The sequence below is a fragment of the Phenylobacterium sp. genome (assembly GCF_025934275.1).
Classification (GTDB): domain Bacteria; phylum Pseudomonadota; class Alphaproteobacteria; order Caulobacterales; family Caulobacteraceae; genus Phenylobacterium.
The window spans coordinates 1-17,515 of sequence record NZ_JAICYI010000019.1 but is presented as its reverse complement, the minus strand read 5'-3'; the positions used below and the strand labels follow the sequence as shown (position 1 = coordinate 17,515).

Annotated in this window: 18 protein-coding genes; 5 read left to right on the top strand and 13 right to left on the bottom strand. The window is 68.5% G+C overall.

Features of this window, described 5'->3' with window-relative positions; all coding sequences use genetic code 11:
* Positions 1-31: 31 nt before the first annotated feature.
* The 5 genes from Q0W60_RS06865 to Q0W60_RS06845 form a co-directional block, all read right to left on the bottom strand.
* Entirely contained in the window at positions 32-1,921 is a 1,890-nt protein-coding gene (locus tag Q0W60_RS06865) for a portal protein (protein WP_297693907.1), read from the bottom strand.
* 204 nt (positions 1,922-2,125) lie between these two features.
* Positions 2,126-2,611 carry a hypothetical protein gene (locus Q0W60_RS06860; protein ID WP_297693905.1) on the bottom strand — a complete coding sequence of 162 codons (486 nt, stop codon included), beginning with the start codon at positions 2,609-2,611 and terminating at the stop codon, positions 2,126-2,128.
* Positions 2,612-2,812: 201 nt separating this feature from the next.
* Positions 2,813-3,043 carry a hypothetical protein gene (locus Q0W60_RS06855; protein ID WP_297693904.1) on the bottom strand — a complete coding sequence of 77 codons (231 nt, stop codon included), beginning with the start codon at positions 3,041-3,043 and terminating at the stop codon, positions 2,813-2,815.
* A 90-nt stretch (positions 3,044-3,133) separates the two neighbouring features.
* Positions 3,134-4,951, bottom strand: coding sequence for an ATP-binding protein (locus tag Q0W60_RS06850; RefSeq protein ID WP_297693903.1), 1,818 nt, complete (start codon positions 4,949-4,951; stop codon positions 3,134-3,136).
* 79 nt (positions 4,952-5,030) lie between these two features.
* Positions 5,031-5,297 carry a hypothetical protein gene (locus Q0W60_RS06845; RefSeq protein WP_297693901.1) on the bottom strand — a complete coding sequence of 89 codons (267 nt, stop codon included), beginning with the start codon at positions 5,295-5,297 and terminating at the stop codon, positions 5,031-5,033.
* A 145-nt stretch (positions 5,298-5,442) separates the two neighbouring features.
* Between Q0W60_RS06845 and Q0W60_RS06840 the strand changes: the two genes are divergently transcribed.
* Positions 5,443-5,664, top strand: a complete 222-nt coding sequence (locus tag Q0W60_RS06840; protein WP_297693899.1) for a hypothetical protein — start codon at positions 5,443-5,445, stop codon at positions 5,662-5,664.
* A gap of 125 nt (positions 5,665-5,789) precedes the next feature.
* Positions 5,790-6,233 (top strand): hypothetical protein, encoded by a 444-nt coding sequence (locus Q0W60_RS06835; RefSeq protein ID WP_297693897.1) that lies wholly within the window; start codon positions 5,790-5,792, stop codon positions 6,231-6,233.
* Positions 6,234-6,439: 206 nt separating this feature from the next.
* On the opposite strand, the gene Q0W60_RS06830 is transcribed toward Q0W60_RS06835, so the two are convergent.
* From Q0W60_RS06830 to Q0W60_RS06820, 3 genes are all read right to left on the bottom strand, one after another.
* Positions 6,440-7,780 carry a hypothetical protein gene (locus Q0W60_RS06830; protein WP_297693895.1) on the bottom strand — a complete coding sequence of 447 codons (1,341 nt, stop codon included), beginning with the start codon at positions 7,778-7,780 and terminating at the stop codon, positions 6,440-6,442.
* Positions 7,777-7,962 (bottom strand): hypothetical protein, encoded by a 186-nt coding sequence (locus Q0W60_RS06825; protein ID WP_297693893.1) that lies wholly within the window; start codon positions 7,960-7,962, stop codon positions 7,777-7,779. Before Q0W60_RS06825 ends, Q0W60_RS06830 begins: the two co-directional genes overlap by 4 nt.
* A gap of 197 nt (positions 7,963-8,159) precedes the next feature.
* Positions 8,160-9,374 carry an acyl-CoA dehydrogenase family protein gene (locus tag Q0W60_RS06820; protein WP_297693891.1) on the bottom strand — a complete coding sequence of 405 codons (1,215 nt, stop codon included), beginning with the start codon at positions 9,372-9,374 and terminating at the stop codon, positions 8,160-8,162.
* A 170-nt stretch (positions 9,375-9,544) separates the two neighbouring features.
* Here Q0W60_RS06820 and Q0W60_RS06815 point away from each other — a divergent pair, with 170 nt between their 5' ends.
* Positions 9,545-11,107, top strand: a complete 1,563-nt coding sequence (locus Q0W60_RS06815) for a carboxylesterase family protein (RefSeq protein WP_297693889.1) — start codon at positions 9,545-9,547, stop codon at positions 11,105-11,107.
* A 41-nt stretch (positions 11,108-11,148) separates the two neighbouring features.
* Here the strand turns inward: Q0W60_RS06815 and Q0W60_RS06810 are convergent, their stop codons facing one another.
* Positions 11,149-11,592 carry a hypothetical protein gene (locus Q0W60_RS06810; RefSeq protein ID WP_297693887.1) on the bottom strand — a complete coding sequence of 148 codons (444 nt, stop codon included), beginning with the start codon at positions 11,590-11,592 and terminating at the stop codon, positions 11,149-11,151.
* Positions 11,593-11,636: 44 nt separating this feature from the next.
* Positions 11,637-12,578: a hypothetical protein gene (locus Q0W60_RS06805; protein ID WP_297693885.1), complete on the bottom strand. Its 942-nt coding sequence runs from the start codon at positions 12,576-12,578 to the stop codon at positions 11,637-11,639.
* Between the two features lie 273 nt (positions 12,579-12,851).
* Here Q0W60_RS06805 and Q0W60_RS06800 point away from each other — a divergent pair, with 273 nt between their 5' ends.
* Complete coding sequence (locus Q0W60_RS06800; protein ID WP_297693883.1) at positions 12,852-13,439, top strand: sigma-70 family RNA polymerase sigma factor; 588 nt, start codon at positions 12,852-12,854, stop codon at positions 13,437-13,439.
* Positions 13,440-13,449: 10 nt separating this feature from the next.
* On the opposite strand, the gene Q0W60_RS06795 is transcribed toward Q0W60_RS06800, so the two are convergent.
* Positions 13,450-14,451 carry a hypothetical protein gene (locus Q0W60_RS06795; protein WP_297693881.1) on the bottom strand — a complete coding sequence of 334 codons (1,002 nt, stop codon included), beginning with the start codon at positions 14,449-14,451 and terminating at the stop codon, positions 13,450-13,452.
* A gap of 10 nt (positions 14,452-14,461) precedes the next feature.
* Positions 14,462-15,442, bottom strand: a complete 981-nt coding sequence (locus Q0W60_RS06790) for a hypothetical protein (protein WP_297693879.1) — start codon at positions 15,440-15,442, stop codon at positions 14,462-14,464.
* A gap of 111 nt (positions 15,443-15,553) precedes the next feature.
* Between Q0W60_RS06790 and Q0W60_RS06785 the strand changes: the two genes are divergently transcribed.
* Positions 15,554-16,789 (top strand): acyl-CoA dehydrogenase family protein, encoded by a 1,236-nt coding sequence (locus Q0W60_RS06785; RefSeq protein ID WP_297693877.1) that lies wholly within the window; start codon positions 15,554-15,556, stop codon positions 16,787-16,789.
* A gap of 42 nt (positions 16,790-16,831) precedes the next feature.
* Here Q0W60_RS06785 and Q0W60_RS06780 read toward each other — a convergent pair whose 3' ends face one another.
* A complete protein-coding gene (locus tag Q0W60_RS06780; RefSeq protein ID WP_297693875.1) occupies positions 16,832-17,191 on the bottom strand; it encodes a hypothetical protein in 360 nt (119 codons plus the stop codon).
* Positions 17,192-17,515: the final 324 nt, after the last annotated feature.

Here is a 17,515-nt window from a genome sequence, read left to right as displayed (position 1 = left end):
GTCTTGCGCCCAATTCAATGCAGCGCTTGTTTCAGCGCTGCAGGGCCTTCAGACGGTTGGTCTCCGCCTCGAAGGCTTCGACCTGCAAGCGCCTCGCCGAGTTGGTCTGGTCCTGCTTCAGGCTGGCGATCTCGGCCTGGGCCGCCGCCAACATCTGGGCGAGCCTGGCGAGCTGCGCCTGCGCCGCCTGGGCCGCCTGCGCGTCCGGCGAGAAGCCCTTGAGCTGCGCCGGCAGCGCCGCCTGCAGCCGGTTCGCGATCTCGTCGGCGCCCGGCCAATCGAGGTTCTTGGCCAACAGGTCGCCGATCAGCGGCGCGGCCTGCGGATAGGCGCGGATCAGTTCGATCATCTGGTTGGCCGTCTCTTCCCGCCGTGTCGTGAAGGAAGGTCCGCTTTCCACGGTGAGGTCGTACTTGCCGACGGTCAGGTTGTAGATCTTCTCGACCTTGCCGAGCTCGCCTGCGGCGCCCTGGCCGGGCGACCCCGAGTTCACGGTCACGCTCTGCGCGGCTCCGTCGGCGCCCAGCACCCGGATCACGCGCGCGGTCCCATAGACCTTCGGGATCAAGTCGATCAGGATCCGGCCGGCGTGACGCAGCGCTCGGCTCAAATTGTCGATGTAGTGGAAGGTTGAGACGTCGCCTTCGCGCTGCCGCATCAGGATCGCCCGGCCGGAGGTCTCGTTGGACGCCGCGCCCAGGCTCGCATCGTGCAGGCCCATGATCGCCTTCATGTCGTCGGAGGCCGACAGCGCTTCCTGCATGGCGCCGGCGGGCGGTCCCGCGAACGGCTGGCGCTGCGGCGGCTCGGGCCCGTCGTACTCGATGTAGGCATGGGTCTGGGTGTTGGCCGTGGCCCACTTGGCGCTGTCGGTCTCGAACGCCCCCTTGCGCCCGATGAACGGCGTCTTGGGGGCCAGCGCCACGAGCTCGGTGGTGGTCGTGCGCCAGTAGTTGAACATCCGCTGCGGATCCTTGGCGTCGCGCACCAGGCTGCGCAGCCGGCGCCGGCCGTCGACGTGCAGCTCCTCGCCATAGACCGGCACGATCGGGATGAACTTGCCCGCCCAGTCGACCGTCTCCAGCACCTCCGCGCCGGTCAGGATCCGCTGCGTCACCCTGTGGCTCGCCACCTCACGGGGGCGGCCGACCACCGACACGCCCAGCGCGTCGAACATCGGCTTCTGCGCCTGATAGACGCTGGCCTCCGCCACCTGACCGTCCGACAGCGCCAGGATCGTTCGCCGCACCGGCTCGCGCCGCCAGTATTCGGCGACCATGACCCGCTCGCCGTCGAGCCACGGTCCGCTCAGCGCCGCATAGGAATCGGCGTCCCAGTCGGCCGCCTCGGCGCCCTTCCAGCGGGCCTCGAACGCGGCCTTGGGCAAGGTGTCGACCACGAAGGCGACGTTCCAATCCGACGAGTCCGCCGCCGTCCCGTTCGGGTCGCCGTAGATCGAGAAGGGGTTCGCGACGCGCTCGATGGCGAGATCCTGGTCGAAGGTGTCGTCGGATGCGTAGCGCGTGTTGATCCGGAAGTAGCCGAAGCCGCCGGTCACCGCGAAGTCGAGCGCGGTGTCGTACGCCACCTCCGCGTCCGAGCTCTGTTCGATGTGCCGGATGAGGCCGTTCAGCACCTCCGCCGTTGCGGGATCGGCCGCGTTGTCCACCGGGTGGACGACCATGGCGGGCTTGTTCTGGCGGGCGTCGTTGACCACCTGGCGGATGAACGCCGGCAGCCGGTTGATCGTCAGGCAGGGCCGCCCGTCCAGCTCCCGCTCCCGACGAACCTGCTCCGGCCACTGTTCGCCGAGCCTGGCGAACCTCAGGTCGTCCAGCGCCTCGCGGCGGTTCTCAGCCTCGGCGTCGGCCGCCAGTTCGAAGGCCTCACGCGCCTCGCGGATGATCTCGTCGTCGGACAAGGCGGAGTTCCCCAACAGGTTTGGCCCGCCCGGGCAAGCGCCCGTCGGGTTCATGCGCGGCTCAAGGAAGCCGCCCCAGATTTCAGGATCGGAAGGCCCTACGCCGCGCCCGCGTCAATCCTTCGCGGGCCTCGAGGCGCAATTCTCAACCGTGCCCGAATTATCGCAAATTCGCGCGCGGACGTCAAGAACAAACTGCGAACATCAATTCCCGTTCGTTTTTCGTGAGAGCTGCCGGAGCGCAGCCTGGAAGGCCGCGACCCGTCGCGGCGTCTGCCGCGCCCAGAGGGAGTCTTCCAGCTCGCCCGCCGCCGCCCGGTAGTCGCCGGCCATGACGAGGGCCCAGGTCTTCGGGAACACCGCCGTCCAGCCGGTCCCGAGCTGGAAGTTCACCGCGGCGAGCCGCACGACGAAGTCGGCGCTCGTGATCCCCGCCTCGGCCGCCTGGGCCGCGGCCGCCGCCAAGGCGCGGGCGCCATCCTTCTCGAACAGCGCATCCACCCGCGCCTCGGAGATCACGTCCCCTGACTTCAGCTCGTCTTCGGGACGGACCAGGTGGCCGATCCCCACGGTCAGGCGTCCGAGCGTGTCGGGATAGACGCGCGTGCGGCGCCCCTCCTCCGCCGCCAGGATCTGGCGCAGGCGCGCGAGCGCCGCGCCGCCGGCGGGCTCATCATGTTCGATTGTCATGGATCATCTCGCGCCGGCCGAAGCCGGTCAGCTTCCGTCAAGCGTTGCCGCGCGCTCCGCTCCAGGCGCAGCTCTCAACCCTGCCCGAAATGTCGCAAATTCGCGCGCGGCCGGGTGGTGTTTCAGTTCGAAATTCTGATGCGTCGCCCTGGTTGACGTCTCTGGCCCACGGAATATTCGCCGCGCGAGCGGCCGATGGCGTCAGCGGAGCGCTTCTCCCCGCGAGGGCCTTTCGGCATCCTTATCTTCGCTCTCGGTAATCAGCGCGTCGAAATCCTGGATGCTCTGCTTGAGCACCCATATGGCGTCCGTGCTTACGTTTGTGTCCTCGTGGCGCATCTGGATGGAGCCGCTCTCAAAACGGCCAAGCTGTTCAATCAGCAGGTCGCGCAGATAGCGCCAGCGGACCCTGATCTCTTCGGGGGTTTCCATCCGGCTACCATAGCGGGGGGCGCCGGCGTGCGCGATGCTCGACAACGACCTCGGAATTCAAACTGAGACAACACCCGCGGCCGTCAAGAACTAAGCCCGCCGCCGTGCGGCCTGCCGGCCTCTCGTCCCATCGGCCGCTTCGGCGAGGGCGGCGTCGATCACCTCGTAGAGCCTGCGGGCGTCGATCGGCTTCGCCACATGGTTGTCCATGCCTGCCGCCAGGTACTCGGCGACCTGATGGGCCATGGCGTTGGCGCTCAGCGCCACGATCGGGGTGCGCGGCCGACCGCTCGCCGCCTCCGCCGCGCGGATCGCGCGCGCCGCCGTGGGGCCGTCCATCACCGGCATCTGGATGTCCATCAGGACCAGGTCGAAAGGCTCGGCCTCCCACGCGGCGAACGCCTCGGCGCCGGTCTCCACCAGCACCGGCTCTATGCCCACCTCCGCCAGGAGCAGCTTCAGCACCAGCTGGTTGACCGCGTTGTCCTCCGCCGCCAGCAGCTTGGGCGGCCGCGCCCGCGCCCGGCGCACGGGCTTCGGGCGGCGCATCGAGGCGGGCCGCCGCCGGGCCGCCTCGCCGATGCGCTCCAGCGGCAGCGTCAGGGTGAATCGCGCGCCCTCGCCCGGCCGGCTCTCGGCCGCGATCGTGCCGCCCATCAGGCTCGCCAGCTCGCGGCAGATGGACAGCCCCAACCCGGCGCCGCCGTAGCGGCGGGTCGTCGAGGCGTCGGCCTGTTCGAATTTTCCGAACAGCCGCTCCAGATGTTCCGGGGGGATGCCGATGCCGGTGTCTTCCACGGCGATGGTCAGCCGCTCGTCAGCGCGATCGATCAGCACGCGGATCCCACCCCGGTCGGTGAACTTCATCGCGTTGGACATCAGGTTGTAGAGAATCTGCCGGATCCGCGTGGGATCGCCGCGGTAGCGGCCCCCGGCCGCTGGCGCGAAGATCAGCTCGAACTCGAGTCCCTTCTCGGCGGCGACGGCTGCGAACGCCTGGTGCGCGCCGCGGGCGACCTCGGCCAGGTCGAATTCGAGGATCTCAAGCTCGAGCTTGCCCGCCTCCACCTTCGAGAGGTCGAGGATGTCGTTCAACACCGCCAGCAGGGCCTCGCCGGAGTCGCGGATCACCTGCAGCTGCGCCCGGTGCCCCGCCGAGAGCTGGGGGTCGGCCGACATGGCCTGCGCCATGCCCAGCACGCCGTTCAGCGGCGTGCGGACCTCGTGGCTCATCGTGGCAAGGAAGGCGCTTTTGGCGCGGCTGGCCGCCTCCGCCTCGTCGCGGGCGGCGGCCATCTCGGCGCTCGCCATCTCGGCGCGCTCCTTCTGCCGCCGCAGTTGCCGGGTCACGCCCACCAGTTGCTTGAAGTTCTCCGAACCGACGTAGATGCCGATCATGGCGTGGCCGACCACGGCCAGCATGGTGATCATCACCACCACCTGGTCCATGCCGGAGAAGTGCGGCGAGAGCCCGAGCGTGAGCAGCGGCGCGGCCAGCGCCGGCGTCGCGGGGATCAAGGCGCCGGGCGAACGGCTGTGATGGGCCTCCACATAGAGCAGGTGGCCCGCGAAAAAGGCCGCCGCCGCGACGTCCGACGAGCGCGACGGCGCGGCCCAGAGGATCACGCCCACGCTGCTCCAGGCCGAGATCGCGATGGCGTAGGTCCAGAAAGTCGCCCAGGCATGCGCGCGGCTGATCGGCTGGCCCCGGGCCATCGGGCGCGCCGTGAGCCGCATCGGGATTTCCAGCGCCAGCACCACGGCGGTCCAGACGCTCGCGGTGACCCAGCCGGACACGTAGCCCAGCAGCCACCAGAGGATGCCAGCGAACGCCAGCCGCACCGGCGACAAACGAAAGCTTTGCGCCCCGGCGCTGACGAACCGCTCGTCGAACCAGGAATCGAACATCCGCCCCAATTTCCTCTCAGGACCGCCGACGCTAGCGAGGTATGGAGAACGGTGTCTTAACGGAGCCGAAGCCGCGCCCTCACCGGCGCTTTTCGACCTGGGCGTCGATCTCGTTGAGGATCAGGGCGATCTCGTCGGCGACCTCCCTGGGCAACTCGCCCCCGCCGCCGCCCTGGCGGAAGAACCGCAGCCCGCCCAGGCTCGCCTCCACGGTCTTGAAGGCTTCGGGATCGGCGAGCGCCAGGTGCGCCAGCAGCGCGCGCACCAACAGGTCGTGCGCCATCAGGCTCGCCTGCATCTCGTCCAGCCGGGCTTCGAGCGCCAGGATGTGGGTGGTCGGGTCCATGGGCGCCTCGGTGGGACCGCCGTCGGAGGTCCGTCGGCGGCTCCGCGATAGCACGCCCGCCGGCCGCGACAATCCCGCTTGCTGCCGATTGTGAGGAAGCGCACGATTCTGATTCGTCGGAGCAATCCAGCAGAGGGAGGTGTTCTTGAAATCTACGATGATCGGCGTGGCCCTGGTGGCCGCCCTGACGCTGTCCGCCGGGACGGCGCTCGCCCAAGCAGGTACGATGCAGCCGATCCCCAATCCGCCGGAGAAGCCGGCGGCGGCCAAGCACCATCACAAGATGCGCCACGCTAAGGCGCATCACATGAAACACCACGCCAAGCACCACATGGCCAAGACGTCGGACGCAACGCCTGCGAAGTGACCGTTGCGGCGGGGCCGCACGCCGGCCCCGCCAAGCCGCCCGGGTTCGGGCCGCTAGTCGGGCTTGAGCGCGGAGCGGCCCCTGCCTGCGGAACGGGGCCGACGGGCGCACGTTCGTTCGGCGGGATGACGCATCCCCTGGAACCCCTGCTGCGCGAGAACTACACGCGGATCGTCAAGGATCTGGTGTCGCCGGTCGTCGACCTCCTGACCGAGGCCCAGCACCTCTTCGCCGGCGACATCGAAAAGCTCCACATCATGCTCTTGGTCGCCCTGCGGACCGCCGAGCACCACGCCGCCTCAGGGCTCGACCTCGAGCGGGTCCTCGCCGACGAAATGGCCGAGCTCCCGAGTCTCGCCACCAACGTGAAATCCCTCTCCGAGGGGAGCGGCATCCCCGAGGAGACCGTGCGCCGCAAGGTCCGCGCCCTGGTGCAGGAGGGACTGATCTGCCGGCAGCATCATGCGCTGTCCTATACGGCCAAGGCCGCTCGCGCGATGGAGGGCGTGCGACGCATCCTGATCCGCGCCGCCGCCCAGGAGCACGACACCGTGGAGCGTCTGCTCTAGGGGCGGCGCTGAGCTCGTCTCAGGCTCGGCCTCGTGCGTTGCGGCGTCGATGAACCCCGACGATCTCCATTAAGATCCTGGAGCCGTTGCTCGCCGCTACCGCGCTCGCGATCCTGTGTTTCGCCGCAGCCGCCGACTTGCTGTGGCGCGACGGGCGCCGCCAGAAGCTGGCCGAGGAGGCGCCGCCTCCGGGACCCACATCTCGCTCAACCCATCCACCCCAGCGGCTCGTGAGTGACCCGCCGCGCCGGCCGGGCCGGACCGGACCCGCCGCGCCGGTTGGCGGCGAACTCGCCGAAGGCGTCGGCCGCATGGCTCGCCTCGTCGTGCAGCGGCCCGGCGTAGCTTCGCGTCGCCCGGCTCCAGCGCTTGCGATAGGCGCGCAGCCTCTCGAGGCCCAGCCCGCAACGCTCGGCGTCGAACCAGCACAAGGGGATCATCAGCCGCACGGCGTTGATCCGCTCCTCCGCCTCCATCGCCGCGCCGACCTCGATTCCGGCAAGGCCCAGCCCCTGCAGCGTCTCGTAGCGCGAGCGACCGGCTGCCCCGAGCTCGCGCACCATGACGTCGTGCGGCAGATGGTGCGCGCCGAAGGTCCAGGGCCGGCCCGCCAGCGCCTCGCGCACGATCGCATCCAGCCCCTGGCCGCGCGTCTCGTAGTAGTCGAGGACGCGGACCTCGCGCCCCGCCTGCTGGAAGAACCAGATCGCCGTGTAGTCGTCGATGCCGAGGTCCCAGGCGGTGTCCACCTTGAGCGCCGGATCGAAGGGGACCCGTCCGATCTGGCCGGCCCGCTCCGCCTCGCCGATCAGGGCGGCGTAATAGGCTCCCGGCGCGGCGGCCTCGAAGTCGACCAGGTACTCGGTGGCGAACCTCGCCTCGCCCTCCGCCTGCGAGCCCAGTTCGGCGATCAGCTCGGCGCGCTCGCGGGCCAGCTGCTCGGCCGAGAACACATCCGTCGCCGTAGCCGGCGACTTCAGCGTGAACCACTCCGGATCGCGGCTCCTCGCCTCGAAGGCGCGCGTCGCATGACCTCGCCCGCGCGGCGTCCACAGGAACAGCGCCCAGCCGGCGTTCTCCGCCAGGATCGGGCGGATGTAGCTCCAGGCGTCCGGCTTCGCGAGCGCCCACTCCGAGAACACCACCCCCACCGGCGGCGAGCCCACCAGCGAGTTGTAGTTGTCCGACCCCGCGACCTGCCAGGTCGAGCCGTTCTTGAACTCGACCATCATCTCGGAATCGCGGGTCTTCTTGCGCGTTTTCAACGGAAACGCCTCGTTGATGCGTTTTCGCCCGGTGTGCGGATTGACCGCGTCCCAGATCGCCTTGCGGCCCTGGCTGGCCTCCGGGAGCAGATGCCAATAGGTGCCGGGCTTCCGGCTGATCGCATACGCCGCCCAGTGCAGCGCCACCTCGTCCTTGCCCCACCTGCGATGCGCGACGACGTCAGCCCGCTTCCCTCCTGCTTCGAGATACCTCCACAGTGGCCGCTGGTATTCGCGCGGGTCCCAGCGAAACGGCAAGACCGCCATCCCGTCGTCGCTCAAGGCTCGCCCTCGTCGCTGCGCGCGAGCTCCTCCTCCGTCACGTCGGAGTAGCGTTTCAGGATCACCGTGAAGCCGCCGTCTCCCTCCTCACCACCGCCGAGCTTGGGACGGCCGTGGCCGCGGTCCAGCACCTCGCGCGCCGCGGCGAGACGGATCGCGGCCGGGCTCTTCTCGTCCTGCATGAGCGCCGCAAGAGTCTTTATCGCCTTGGGTCCAAGGCCTTGCGCCCGCTTTCGCAGCCGCGTTGCTGGTGTGGACTTGCGGGCGCGGGCATCCGCGCCCCGGCCGACGGTCGGCATGGGTCTTCCCTTCGGTCTGAAACGAAAAAGGCCGACCCTTTCGCCGGGCCGGCCCTAAAGCTTGCGCGCGATCCTCGACGCTAAGTCGATTGCGTGGTGTCCGGCAGCCCCAGGATGCGCTTGGAGATGATGTTGTTCTGGATCTCGAACGAGCCGCCGTAGATCGACATCGCCTTGCCGAACAGCCAGCCCCTCACGGCCTCCATTTCCTCGGGCTTGAACGTCTCGCCGTTCCAGCCCAGACCCTGATGGCCCATGATCTCGAGCGTCAGCTCTGAGCGCGTCTGCGCCACGTGGGTCGCCGAGTTCTTCAAGACCGAGACCGCGTTCGACGGCGAGTTCGAGCCGCGCGACTCGGCCATCGCCCGCGCCACGGTCAGCGCATGCGCACGCGCGTCCATGTCGTTCTTCACCACCCGTGTGCGCAGATCCAGATCGGCGATCCGGCCCTTGGCGTCCTCGCCCACGTAGCGCTTGGCGATCTCCTGCAGCGGCGTCTGCCGGCCGCCGCCCTGCGGGGCGCCGGTCTGGCTCGCGCGCTCGTGCTGCAGCAGCCGCTTGCCGACCGTCCAGCCCTCGTTGAGCTTGCCGAGCATCGCCTCTTTCGGGGCCGTCGCATCCGTGAAGAAGGTCTCGCAGAACGGGCTGTCGCCGGCGATCAACGGGATCGGCCGCGTCTCCACGCCCGGCTGATGCATGTCCAGGAGGATGAAGCTGATCCCCTCATGCTTCTTGGCCGCGGGGTCGGTCCGCACGAGGCAGCCGCACCAATCCGACCACTGCGCGCCGCTCGTCCAGATCTTGCTCCCATTGATAAGCCAGTGGTCGCCCTTGTCCTCGCAGCGCGTCTGCAGCGAGGCCAGGTCCGAGCCCGCGTTCGGTTCCGAATAGCCGACGCACCAGCGCACCTCGCCCTTCACGATCGGCGGGATGTGCTTCCGCTTCTGCTCCTCGGTGCCGTAGTCCAGGATCGTCGGGCCGATCATGGTGATGCCCATGCCGTAGCCCTGCAGCGGGCTGAAGGCGCCGATCTTGGCCATCTCCTGCTGCAGGGCGCGCGCCTCGGGCGCCGAGAGCCCGCCGCCGCCGTATTCCTTGGGCCAAGTGGGCGCGGTCCAGCCCTTCCCGCCCAGCGCCTGCCGCCACTTGGCGAAGTCGCCGTCTTTGGGCTGGCGGCCCTCGGCGCCGGCCATCGCCGCCTTGCCCTTGAGCGAGGGGGGGAAGTTGGCCTTCAGCCACTCGGCCGCCTCGGCCCGGAACGCCTCCAGCTCGGCGCCGCCTCCGAAATCCGCCATCGCCGATCCTCCGGAATGCCTTGAGTTCCCGCCAGTCTAGGCGCCCCCGCGCCCCCGCGCCAGCGTGACCCGAGGTCAGCGCTGGCTTGACCGGCGCGTTTCGCGCGGCCTCAATCGGAGCCTTGCAGGAGCGAGCCGGCCTCAGACCGGCGGGTTGGGAGAGACGCGCCATGGCGTTCAAGACGATCATCACCGGCCTAAGCCTCGCCGCCGCGCTGGCCGGCGCTTCGGCGGCCCGCGGCGCCGATACGGTCAAGGTCACCCAGGGCGCGCTGCACGGCGCGACCTCGGGCTCGGTCACCTCGTTCAAGGGGATCCCCTTCGCCGCCCCTCCTGTCGGCGATCTTCGCTGGCGTCCGCCGGCTGCGCCGAAGCCCTGGCAGGGCGTCCGCGAGGCGACCGCCTACGGGCCGGCCTGCATGCAGATGGGCCAGGCCCGCTCCGGCGGCACGATGAACCAGTCGGAGGACTGCCTCTACCTGAACGTCTGGGCGCCCGCGTCCGCCAAGCCGGGCGGGAAGCTCCCCGTCATGGTCTGGATCCACGGCGGCGCCTTCATCCAGGGCACGGGCGGCAGCACCTTCTACGACGGGAGCCACTTCGCCGAGCGCGGCGTGGTCTTCGTCACCGTCAACTATCGCCTGGGCCGGCTCGGCTTCTTCGCCCACCCCGCGCTGAGCGCCGAGACCCCCTCGGGGCCCCTCGGCAACTACGGCATCATGGACAACATCGCCGCGCTGAAGTGGGTGAGAGCCAACATCGCCGCGTTCGGGGGCGATCCGAACAACGTCACCGCCTTCGGCGAAAGCGCTGGCGGCATCCTGATTAATTTCCTGATGACCGCGCCGGAAGCCAAGGGCCTCTTCCAGAAAGCGATCTCAGAGTCCGGCTTCGGCCGTTCGGCCGGCGTACCGATCCGCGGCGATGCGCCCCGCACCGGTGAGAAGATCGGCGTCGCGTTCGCGACCGCCCACAACATCACCGGCTCCGGCCCGGAAGCCGCCAAGGCGCTCCGCGCGCTCTCCGCCGAGGAGCTTTCGGCGCCGGTCACGGGCCTCGCCGACCCGGGCATCCCCTCGCCGATGGTCGACGGCGTCGTCATCCCCGAACCCCCGCCCCAGGCCTTCGCGGAAGGCAAGGAGGCCAAGGTCCCCTACATCGCCGGCGGCAACAGCTGGGAGGCCTCGCTCTTTCCGCAGACCGCCAGGCAGCCAGAGGGCACGCTTGCCCGCCTGGGTCCCGCCCGCGAAAAGGTGCTCGCGGCCTATGGGGCTGACCCCGCCGGCGTCGCCCAGGACCTCACCACCGAGACAACGGTGATCGAGCCGGATCGCTATCTCGCACGGCTGCACGAAAGAAACGGCCAGAAGGCGTGGAACTACTACTTCTCCTACGTCCCCGCCGCCCAGCGCGCCTCGGTGCGGGGCCTGAACCACGGCGGCGAGATCCTCTACGTGTTCAACAATCTTCGCGATCAGGCCGTCAGCTTCGCGGGCCGCACCCTGCCCGCCGCCACGCCCGAGGACCACAAGATCTCGGAGGCGGCGATCGCCTACTGGGTGGCCTTCGCCAAGCGCTCCGATCCGGACAGCGCCGGCGGTGTGGCCTGGCTCCCGGCCGAGCCCGGCGACAACGTCCTTGAGTTCGGCGCCGACGGCGTTCGACTGCGCCCCCACTTCCACCAGACCACCCTCGATCTGGTCGAGCAGCTCTCGGCCGCCCAGAGGCGCTGAGCCGAGGCGCAGGCGACTGTCCTCGGGCCCAGGCTAAGGGCCTAGTAGCCCATGAAGTGGTCGAATCCGAACAGCTTGTGGATCGCGGCGATGCTGTCCGCCGCCCGGACTTCCGCCTGCCGAGCGGCCAACTCCTCGGCATCGTCAGGAAAGTGGAGCAGGTCGTCCGCATGGGCGGCGACGGAAACACACACTCTGTCCTTCGCCTCCGCGAGCGTCAGACTTGGCCGTTCTTCCCACTCGTGCTCGATCTTCGATAGCTTCCTCAGGAGGGTTCGGAGAGAAAAGCGCGCCGGGCCGACACGTCGCACGGATCGAACGCGCCAGGAGCGCCCGTCACGATCGACCACCTCCATCCCCTCTTGCATACGATCGCGTAGGGTCAAAGGTCCGCAGGTCGTGAGCTCCTCCTCGTTGTCGAAAGCCCACATGTCGAGGTCGGTCGTGAACGCGAGCAGCGGATAACGGAATCTCGGTTGGGTCACGTGTTTCCTCTTGGGAACGGAACAGGAACCTATTTGCGAGCTCGCTACAAGGTAGGCGGCACCCCCGGGCCCTCTATTCCCTCCTCTGAATCAGAAGCCTGCGGTTGAGCGAGCCATTCCGCTGTGTGGGCTCCGACCCACGCGGGAACAGTCTTCATCCAGTTGGGTGTGCCCACCCACCAGCGTTGGAGCGGTCCAAACCTCGGAAGGTCTCCCCAGCTTCCATGTATTCGTCGATGGTCAACCTTCGGGAGTATCTTCAGGAAGGCCGGATGATTGCGCCAGTTTTCCTGGCTTCGGTTGATTCCATTGAGCTCGGCTGCGTGGTGAACCTCGCTCGCTGGTGGGACAACGCCTCTGCGGCGTAGCTGCTTTGATACGGCATTCGCGGTCATTTTTCCGGTGTTCCATGCGGTGTCCTTGGCAAACGCATCCACGACGCCCACTGCCTCGGGTGCCAATAGGGCGTCGCTGCCGATTTCCGCCAGGTCGCGCGCGACGCCGCCCCAATCGAAATAGTGGGCCCAGGTGCCGAAGCCGAAAGGACCTGTCGTCCGCCAGCCCGGGATCGGATGCAGCTTCCCGTCGGCGCCAGGCTGGAACACGTCCACGCGGCTCGGATCTATCGATTGCCCCGATGTAGGAGGCGCGGGCGCAGTCGAGGACAAGGTGTCGTGCCCGGAGCCGCCGCTCAGCGCCGCGCCATGCTCACCGGCCGACAAGGCGCCATCATCGTCTTGGTCGTTGGCGGCCAATTGGCGCGCACGCAGTGCCTGCCAATCGGCGTGCGGCATCTCCGCTTGCCGGAGCGCTTGGGTCGCATTGCTGCCTTCTGGCTGCCCGTCAGAGGATTCGGAAGTGGCCCCTAGAGCCGGAGCGACATTGTCATATTGGCCCTGAGCGGCGCGCCACCGTGCCGCCGCATCTTCCCAGACCTCGTCCGGAATATCGGTCGTGGAGAAAGGCTGGAATCGAGAATATGGCAATTCGGCGTCTCCTCGGCCCTGGGAACTAGGGGGCGCGGCTCCGCAACTCGCGAGCGCGGCTCCGCCAAATGACAGGGGTTCTGGTCGGTACCCCGCGCCGGCTGAGATCGAGGCGCAGTTCTCAACGATGCCCTAAGTGTCGCAAATTCGCGCGCGGCTGTCAAGCACAAAACGAGAACATTCATAACCCAGGTTCATCGTCCTACGACGTGTCCCTACGGCAGGGAACCAAGCTGCGCCGTGGCCCGTTATCGCCCCGTTGGAGGGGCGAGCATGTCCGAGCAGTCGTCTGCCGATTCCTTCGAGTCCGAGCTCCTGGCCGCGGTGCCGTTCATGCGCGCCTTCGGCCGCACGCTCACCGGCGACGTCGAGCAGGCGGAGGACCTCGCCCAGGAGACCCTGCTGCAGGCCTGGCGCTGCCGCGACCAGTTCCGGCCCGGCACCAACCTGCGCGCCTGGCTCTCCACCATCCTGCGCAACCGCTTCTACTCCAGCCAGCGTCGCCGCAAATGGCGCGCCGAGTACGACCAGGAGATCATCGAGCGCACCCTGGTCGCGCCGGACGACCCCTCGGCCAATGTCGAGCTGGAGGATGTCCGCCGGGCGCTTTCCATGCTGCCGGACTTCCAGCGCGAGGCCCTGATCCTCGTCGGCGCCGGCGGCCTCGCCTATGAGGAAGTCGCCCAGATCATGGGCTGCCCGGTGGGCACCGTGAAGAGCCGCGTGCGCCGCGCCCGCGACGAGCTCCAGTCGCTGCTGTTCGACGCGCGCCTGGATCGCCCCGAGCGGTGTTCCTCGGCGCTGGGCGCCCTGCTTTCCGACTTCGACCAGGTCCGCGGCGGCTCGGCGGTCGCCGCCTAGCGCCGGACGGCTATTCGCTCAGGTTCGCAGCGTCCGGCGTCTTGCCCGCCTTCTCCGCGGCCCGCGCGCCCGACAGGATGTCCGGCAGCGCATAGTTGCCCTCGTGGCACGCGTATTCGTAGACCGGCCCCTTGGTCGCGTTCAGCGGCATCTGCGCCTTCCAGACCTGGGTGAAGACGCTCGGGTCCTCCACCTGGAACTCGTAGAGGATCTGGCTCTGCGAGACGCGGGTGAACCGCTCCGTCACCTTGGCCTCCTTCGAGAGATAGAGCGTCGCGCCGAAGTAGGGCCTGAGGCTCTCGCCGGGATTGAAGTTGGTGGTCTCCACCACCAGCGTCTCGCCCTCCCAGCGGCCGATAGAGTCTCCCATCCAGGGGCGGATGTTCGGCGGCAGGTGGGCCTTGGCGTTCAGCCGGATGGTGCGCACGTCGTGGTTCATCTCGACCACGATCGCGACGGCGTCCGGCGACTGCACGATCTGGTAGTTGTTGTTGTAGAGCACGTTCAGCATCGGCGGACCGGCCGAGGAGCCGAACCCCAGGATGCAGCGCTCGCCGAGCGGCCTCGCCTCCGGCCCGTCGAAGTCGGTGCGCGCGCGCCGGAGCGTCGTGTCGAACGCTCTGCGGCCGGCCACGCTGTAGGGCAGTTTGCCGTCGGCCGGATCGATCAGCCACGACGTCCTGACCTCGCCGGCGATGCGGCCCATGGCGGTGCCGGGATCGGTCCAGCCGGCGTTGTAGCCGCCGGGATCGTTGGCCACCGGCGGGGCCGGCGCGTTCGGATCGGTGGGCCGGTCCGCCGCCGCCCGCCGCGCCGCGCGCGCCTTCTCGAACGCCGCCGCCTGGGCCTCGCTGACGGTCAGCGTCTTGAACATCGGCGGCCGCTCGAGCGTGGTGAGCGAGGCGTTGGTCCAGACGCCTTGCAGGTCGGGCTGCCCGAAGGCGGTCCGCGGCGCATGGTAATCGGCCGCGAAGGCCGCTCCGCCGAACGCTATGCAGGCTGCCAGCGCCACCCCTGCCATCCTAACGCCCATGCGCCCCCTCCCCCGATGTCTTGGCCGTCGCGTCGCGCTCGGCCGCCCGCGCGCCGGCCAGGATGTTCGGCAATGAATAATTCCCCTCGTGGCAGGCGAATTCAAACGTCTTCGCCGAGCTCGCCACCATCGGCAGCTCGCCCCGCCAGGTCTGGCGGTAGATTGCCGGATCATCGACGCTGAACTGGTAGAGGATTTCGCTGGGCGAGGTGCGCGTGAAGCGTTCGACCACTCTGGCGGCGGGGGAGAGATAGTAGTTCTCTGTCCCGCTGCGCCTCGGCTGCTGCCGGGGGTTGAAGTTGGTGGTCTCGACGATCAGCGCTTCGCCGTCCCACCAGCCGACGGAATCGCCCATCCACGGCCGGATCGCGGGTGGCGCATGACGGCGGTCGCCCAGGCGGACGATGCGCGTCTCGTGGTTCCACTCGAGCACGAACACCACACGGTCGCGGGTCTGCACGATCTGGATGTTGTTGGCATAGAGGCCGATCAGCATCGGCGGCCCGATGCTGTTGGCGAGCAGGCATTGTTCCGACGTGGTCCGCGGCTCCGGCCCGTCGAAGTCCTTGGCCGCCCGGTTCGCCGCGTCGGCCATGGCGCGTCCGACTGGCGTATAGGGCAGCTTGCCGTCGGCCGGATCGACGATCAGCCCGATCCGCGCGCGTCCGCCGATGCGAGCGAGCCGGCCGCCCATCTCCCACATCTCGCTGTCGTTGCCGCCCACGTCGTCGACGATCACCGGCGGCGGGCTGGCCTCATAGGCGGCGGCCTCCGCGTCGCTGAGCTGCAGCGTGCGGTACCGGTCCGGCCGCTCCAGGCGAGTCAGCCAGGCGTTGGTCCACTGCCCTTCGAGCTCGGGCCGGCCGAAGGCGTCGCGCGGGGCGTGATAGCCGGCCGCGACGGCGCTCCCGGTGACCAACAGCGCCGCCGCCAACCCCGCGACCCCGGTTCGCAGACCATCGTTCTCCATGGCGTGACGCTAGGCCCGAGGCGAGCATCCGTCGACCCGGGACTTGCCTGACGGGGCGTCGCCGTCCCAGGGTGTCGCCAGCCAGAATGACAAGCATCAGGGAGGCCGCCCATGGCTGTCGATTTCGAGATTCCGGACGAGGCGAAGGAGATCCGCGAGCGGGTCCGCAAGTGGGTGCACGACGAGTGCATCCCGGCCGAGAAGAAGGTCAAGGATCGCGAGTCCTTCGACAAGGTCCTGAAGGAGCTGCGCACCAAGGCGCGGGCGCAGGGCCTGTGGTGTCCGTTCATCCCCAAGGAGTACGGCGGCATGGGGCTGGGGCCGCTCGCCAACGCGCTCGTGCAGATGGAGCTCGGCGAGAGCTACCTGGGCGCGCTGTCGATGAACACGCAGGGTCCCGACGACGCCACCATGATGACCATCCTGACGCACGGGACGGACTATCAGAAGGAGAAGTTCCTCAAGCCGCTGCTGAACGGCGACAAGCGGGTCTGCTACTCGATGACCGAGAAGGCCGCCGGGTCCGACGCCACCGGCATGCAGACCCGCGCCGTCAAGCAGGGCAACGAGAACTACGTGCTGAACGGCGAGAAGTGGTTCTCCTCGGCCGCCACCAACGCCGACATGGCGCTGGTCATGGCGATGACCGATCCGGACGCGCCCCGCCACCAGCGCTACTCGACCTTCATCGTCGAGCTGCCCAACGAGGGCTACAACATCAAGCGCAACATCCCGACCATGGCCATCGAAGGCCCGCTCAGCCACATCCTGGGCGGCGGCCACGCCGAGATCGAGATCAAAGACCTGGTGGTCCCGGCCGAGAACCTCTTGGGCGGCGAAGGCAACGGCTTCAACATGGGCCAGCACCGCCTGGCCTATGGGCGGCTGCGCCACGGCATGCACAACATCGCCATGGCCCAGCGGGCGCTGGACATGGCGACCGAGCGGGTCACCAAGCGCGAGACGTTCGGGCGGCCGCTGGCCGACCGCCAGGTCGTGCAGTTCATGCTCGCCGAGTGCGCGACCCAGCTCTACATCGGCCGGCTGATGCTGATGCACATCGCCTACAAGGCCGAGAAGGGCCTGGATCTCCGGCAGGAGAACCACATGGCCAAGGTCTATCTGGCCAACATGGTCCACCACGTGGTCGACACCGCCATCCAGCTGCACGGCTCGCTGGGATACAGCCAGGACACCCCGCTCGCCCGCTGGTACACGCAGATCCGCTCTCAGCGCCTGGTCGACGGGCCGGACGAGGTGCACCGCTGGACGGTCGGCCGCAACGTCATCAAGGCCTTCAAGGAGCACGGCACCACGGCCAGTATGGCCGGCGGCGATCTGGTGTAGCCCTAGGCCTTCACGTCATGGCCGGGCTCGTCCCGGCCATGATCAAATGGAATCGGCCGCGATTCGGTCCGGCGCGCCGGCGAGCGGGATGAATTTCTCGCGAATAAACTCGAGCCGGCTCTTCAGCATCTCGGCGTGCTCCCGCGTGGGCGCGGCGCTGATGGGGAAGGCCTCCGATAAGTCCTCTTCCGCGAGGACCTTGTCGGCCCAATCCTCCGCGATCACGCAATAGAGACGCAGGGCGTCTGCGGGGGTGCGAGGCTCGGCCGCCAAGAAGATCGTGGGGATGTCTCCCACCACGATCCAGACTTCTGCCTCATCCTCCTCGCCGTCAGGAACAGGCCGCTCGAACCTTATCAGGAACAGCCCGATCACCTCGCCCACGCCGAACGCCAGCAGCATGTCGCGGACGGGCGGCGCCCACTCGAAGGCGGTGATGTATCCCAGCGCGATCGGCCAGCTCTCGCAGCCACCGCGCCTCCTCCCCCGCCTCCGCCGGATCGTCGTAGTCCGGCGGCACGCCGCGTTGGAAACAGGAGGTGTCGACCAGATACTTTGCCATGACCTGACCACCGCATGGGGCGATGCCGAAGTCAAGAACGAAGAGTGAACTCCAAGACGCCGCTATTCTTAGGTGATCGGCGGGTCACCGCGTTTCCAGGTGGGATCAACCGTCCGGTTGAACTCTTCTTCGATGCGTTGTTCGTCTTCCGGGCTTAGGTATCC

Coding starts and splice junctions, on each gene's coding strand:
- Q0W60_RS06860 (WP_297693905.1), bottom strand. CDS start 2,611: ATGACAATCGAACATGATGAGCCCGCCGGCGGCGCGGCGCTCGCGCGC.
- Q0W60_RS06855 (WP_297693904.1), bottom strand. CDS start 3,043: ATGGAAACCCCCGAAGAGATCAGGGTCCGCTGGCGCTATCTGCGCGAC.
- Q0W60_RS06850 (WP_297693903.1), bottom strand. CDS start 4,951: ATGTTCGATTCCTGGTTCGACGAGCGGTTCGTCAGCGCCGGGGCGCAA.
- Q0W60_RS06845 (WP_297693901.1), bottom strand. CDS start 5,297: ATGGACCCGACCACCCACATCCTGGCGCTCGAAGCCCGGCTGGACGAG.
- Q0W60_RS06835 (WP_297693897.1), top strand. CDS start 5,790: ATGACGCATCCCCTGGAACCCCTGCTGCGCGAGAACTACACGCGGATC.
- Q0W60_RS06825 (WP_297693893.1), bottom strand. CDS start 7,962: ATGCAGGACGAGAAGAGCCCGGCCGCGATCCGTCTCGCCGCGGCGCGC.
- Q0W60_RS06820 (WP_297693891.1), bottom strand. CDS start 9,374: ATGGCGGATTTCGGAGGCGGCGCCGAGCTGGAGGCGTTCCGGGCCGAG.
- Q0W60_RS06815 (WP_297693889.1), top strand. CDS start 9,545: ATGGCGTTCAAGACGATCATCACCGGCCTAAGCCTCGCCGCCGCGCTG.
- Q0W60_RS06800 (WP_297693883.1), top strand. CDS start 12,852: ATGTCCGAGCAGTCGTCTGCCGATTCCTTCGAGTCCGAGCTCCTGGCC.
- Q0W60_RS06790 (WP_297693879.1), bottom strand. CDS start 15,442: ATGGAGAACGATGGTCTGCGAACCGGGGTCGCGGGGTTGGCGGCGGCG.
- Q0W60_RS06785 (WP_297693877.1), top strand. CDS start 15,554: ATGGCTGTCGATTTCGAGATTCCGGACGAGGCGAAGGAGATCCGCGAG.
- Q0W60_RS06780 (WP_297693875.1), bottom strand. CDS start 17,191: ATGCTGCTGGCGTTCGGCGTGGGCGAGGTGATCGGGCTGTTCCTGATA.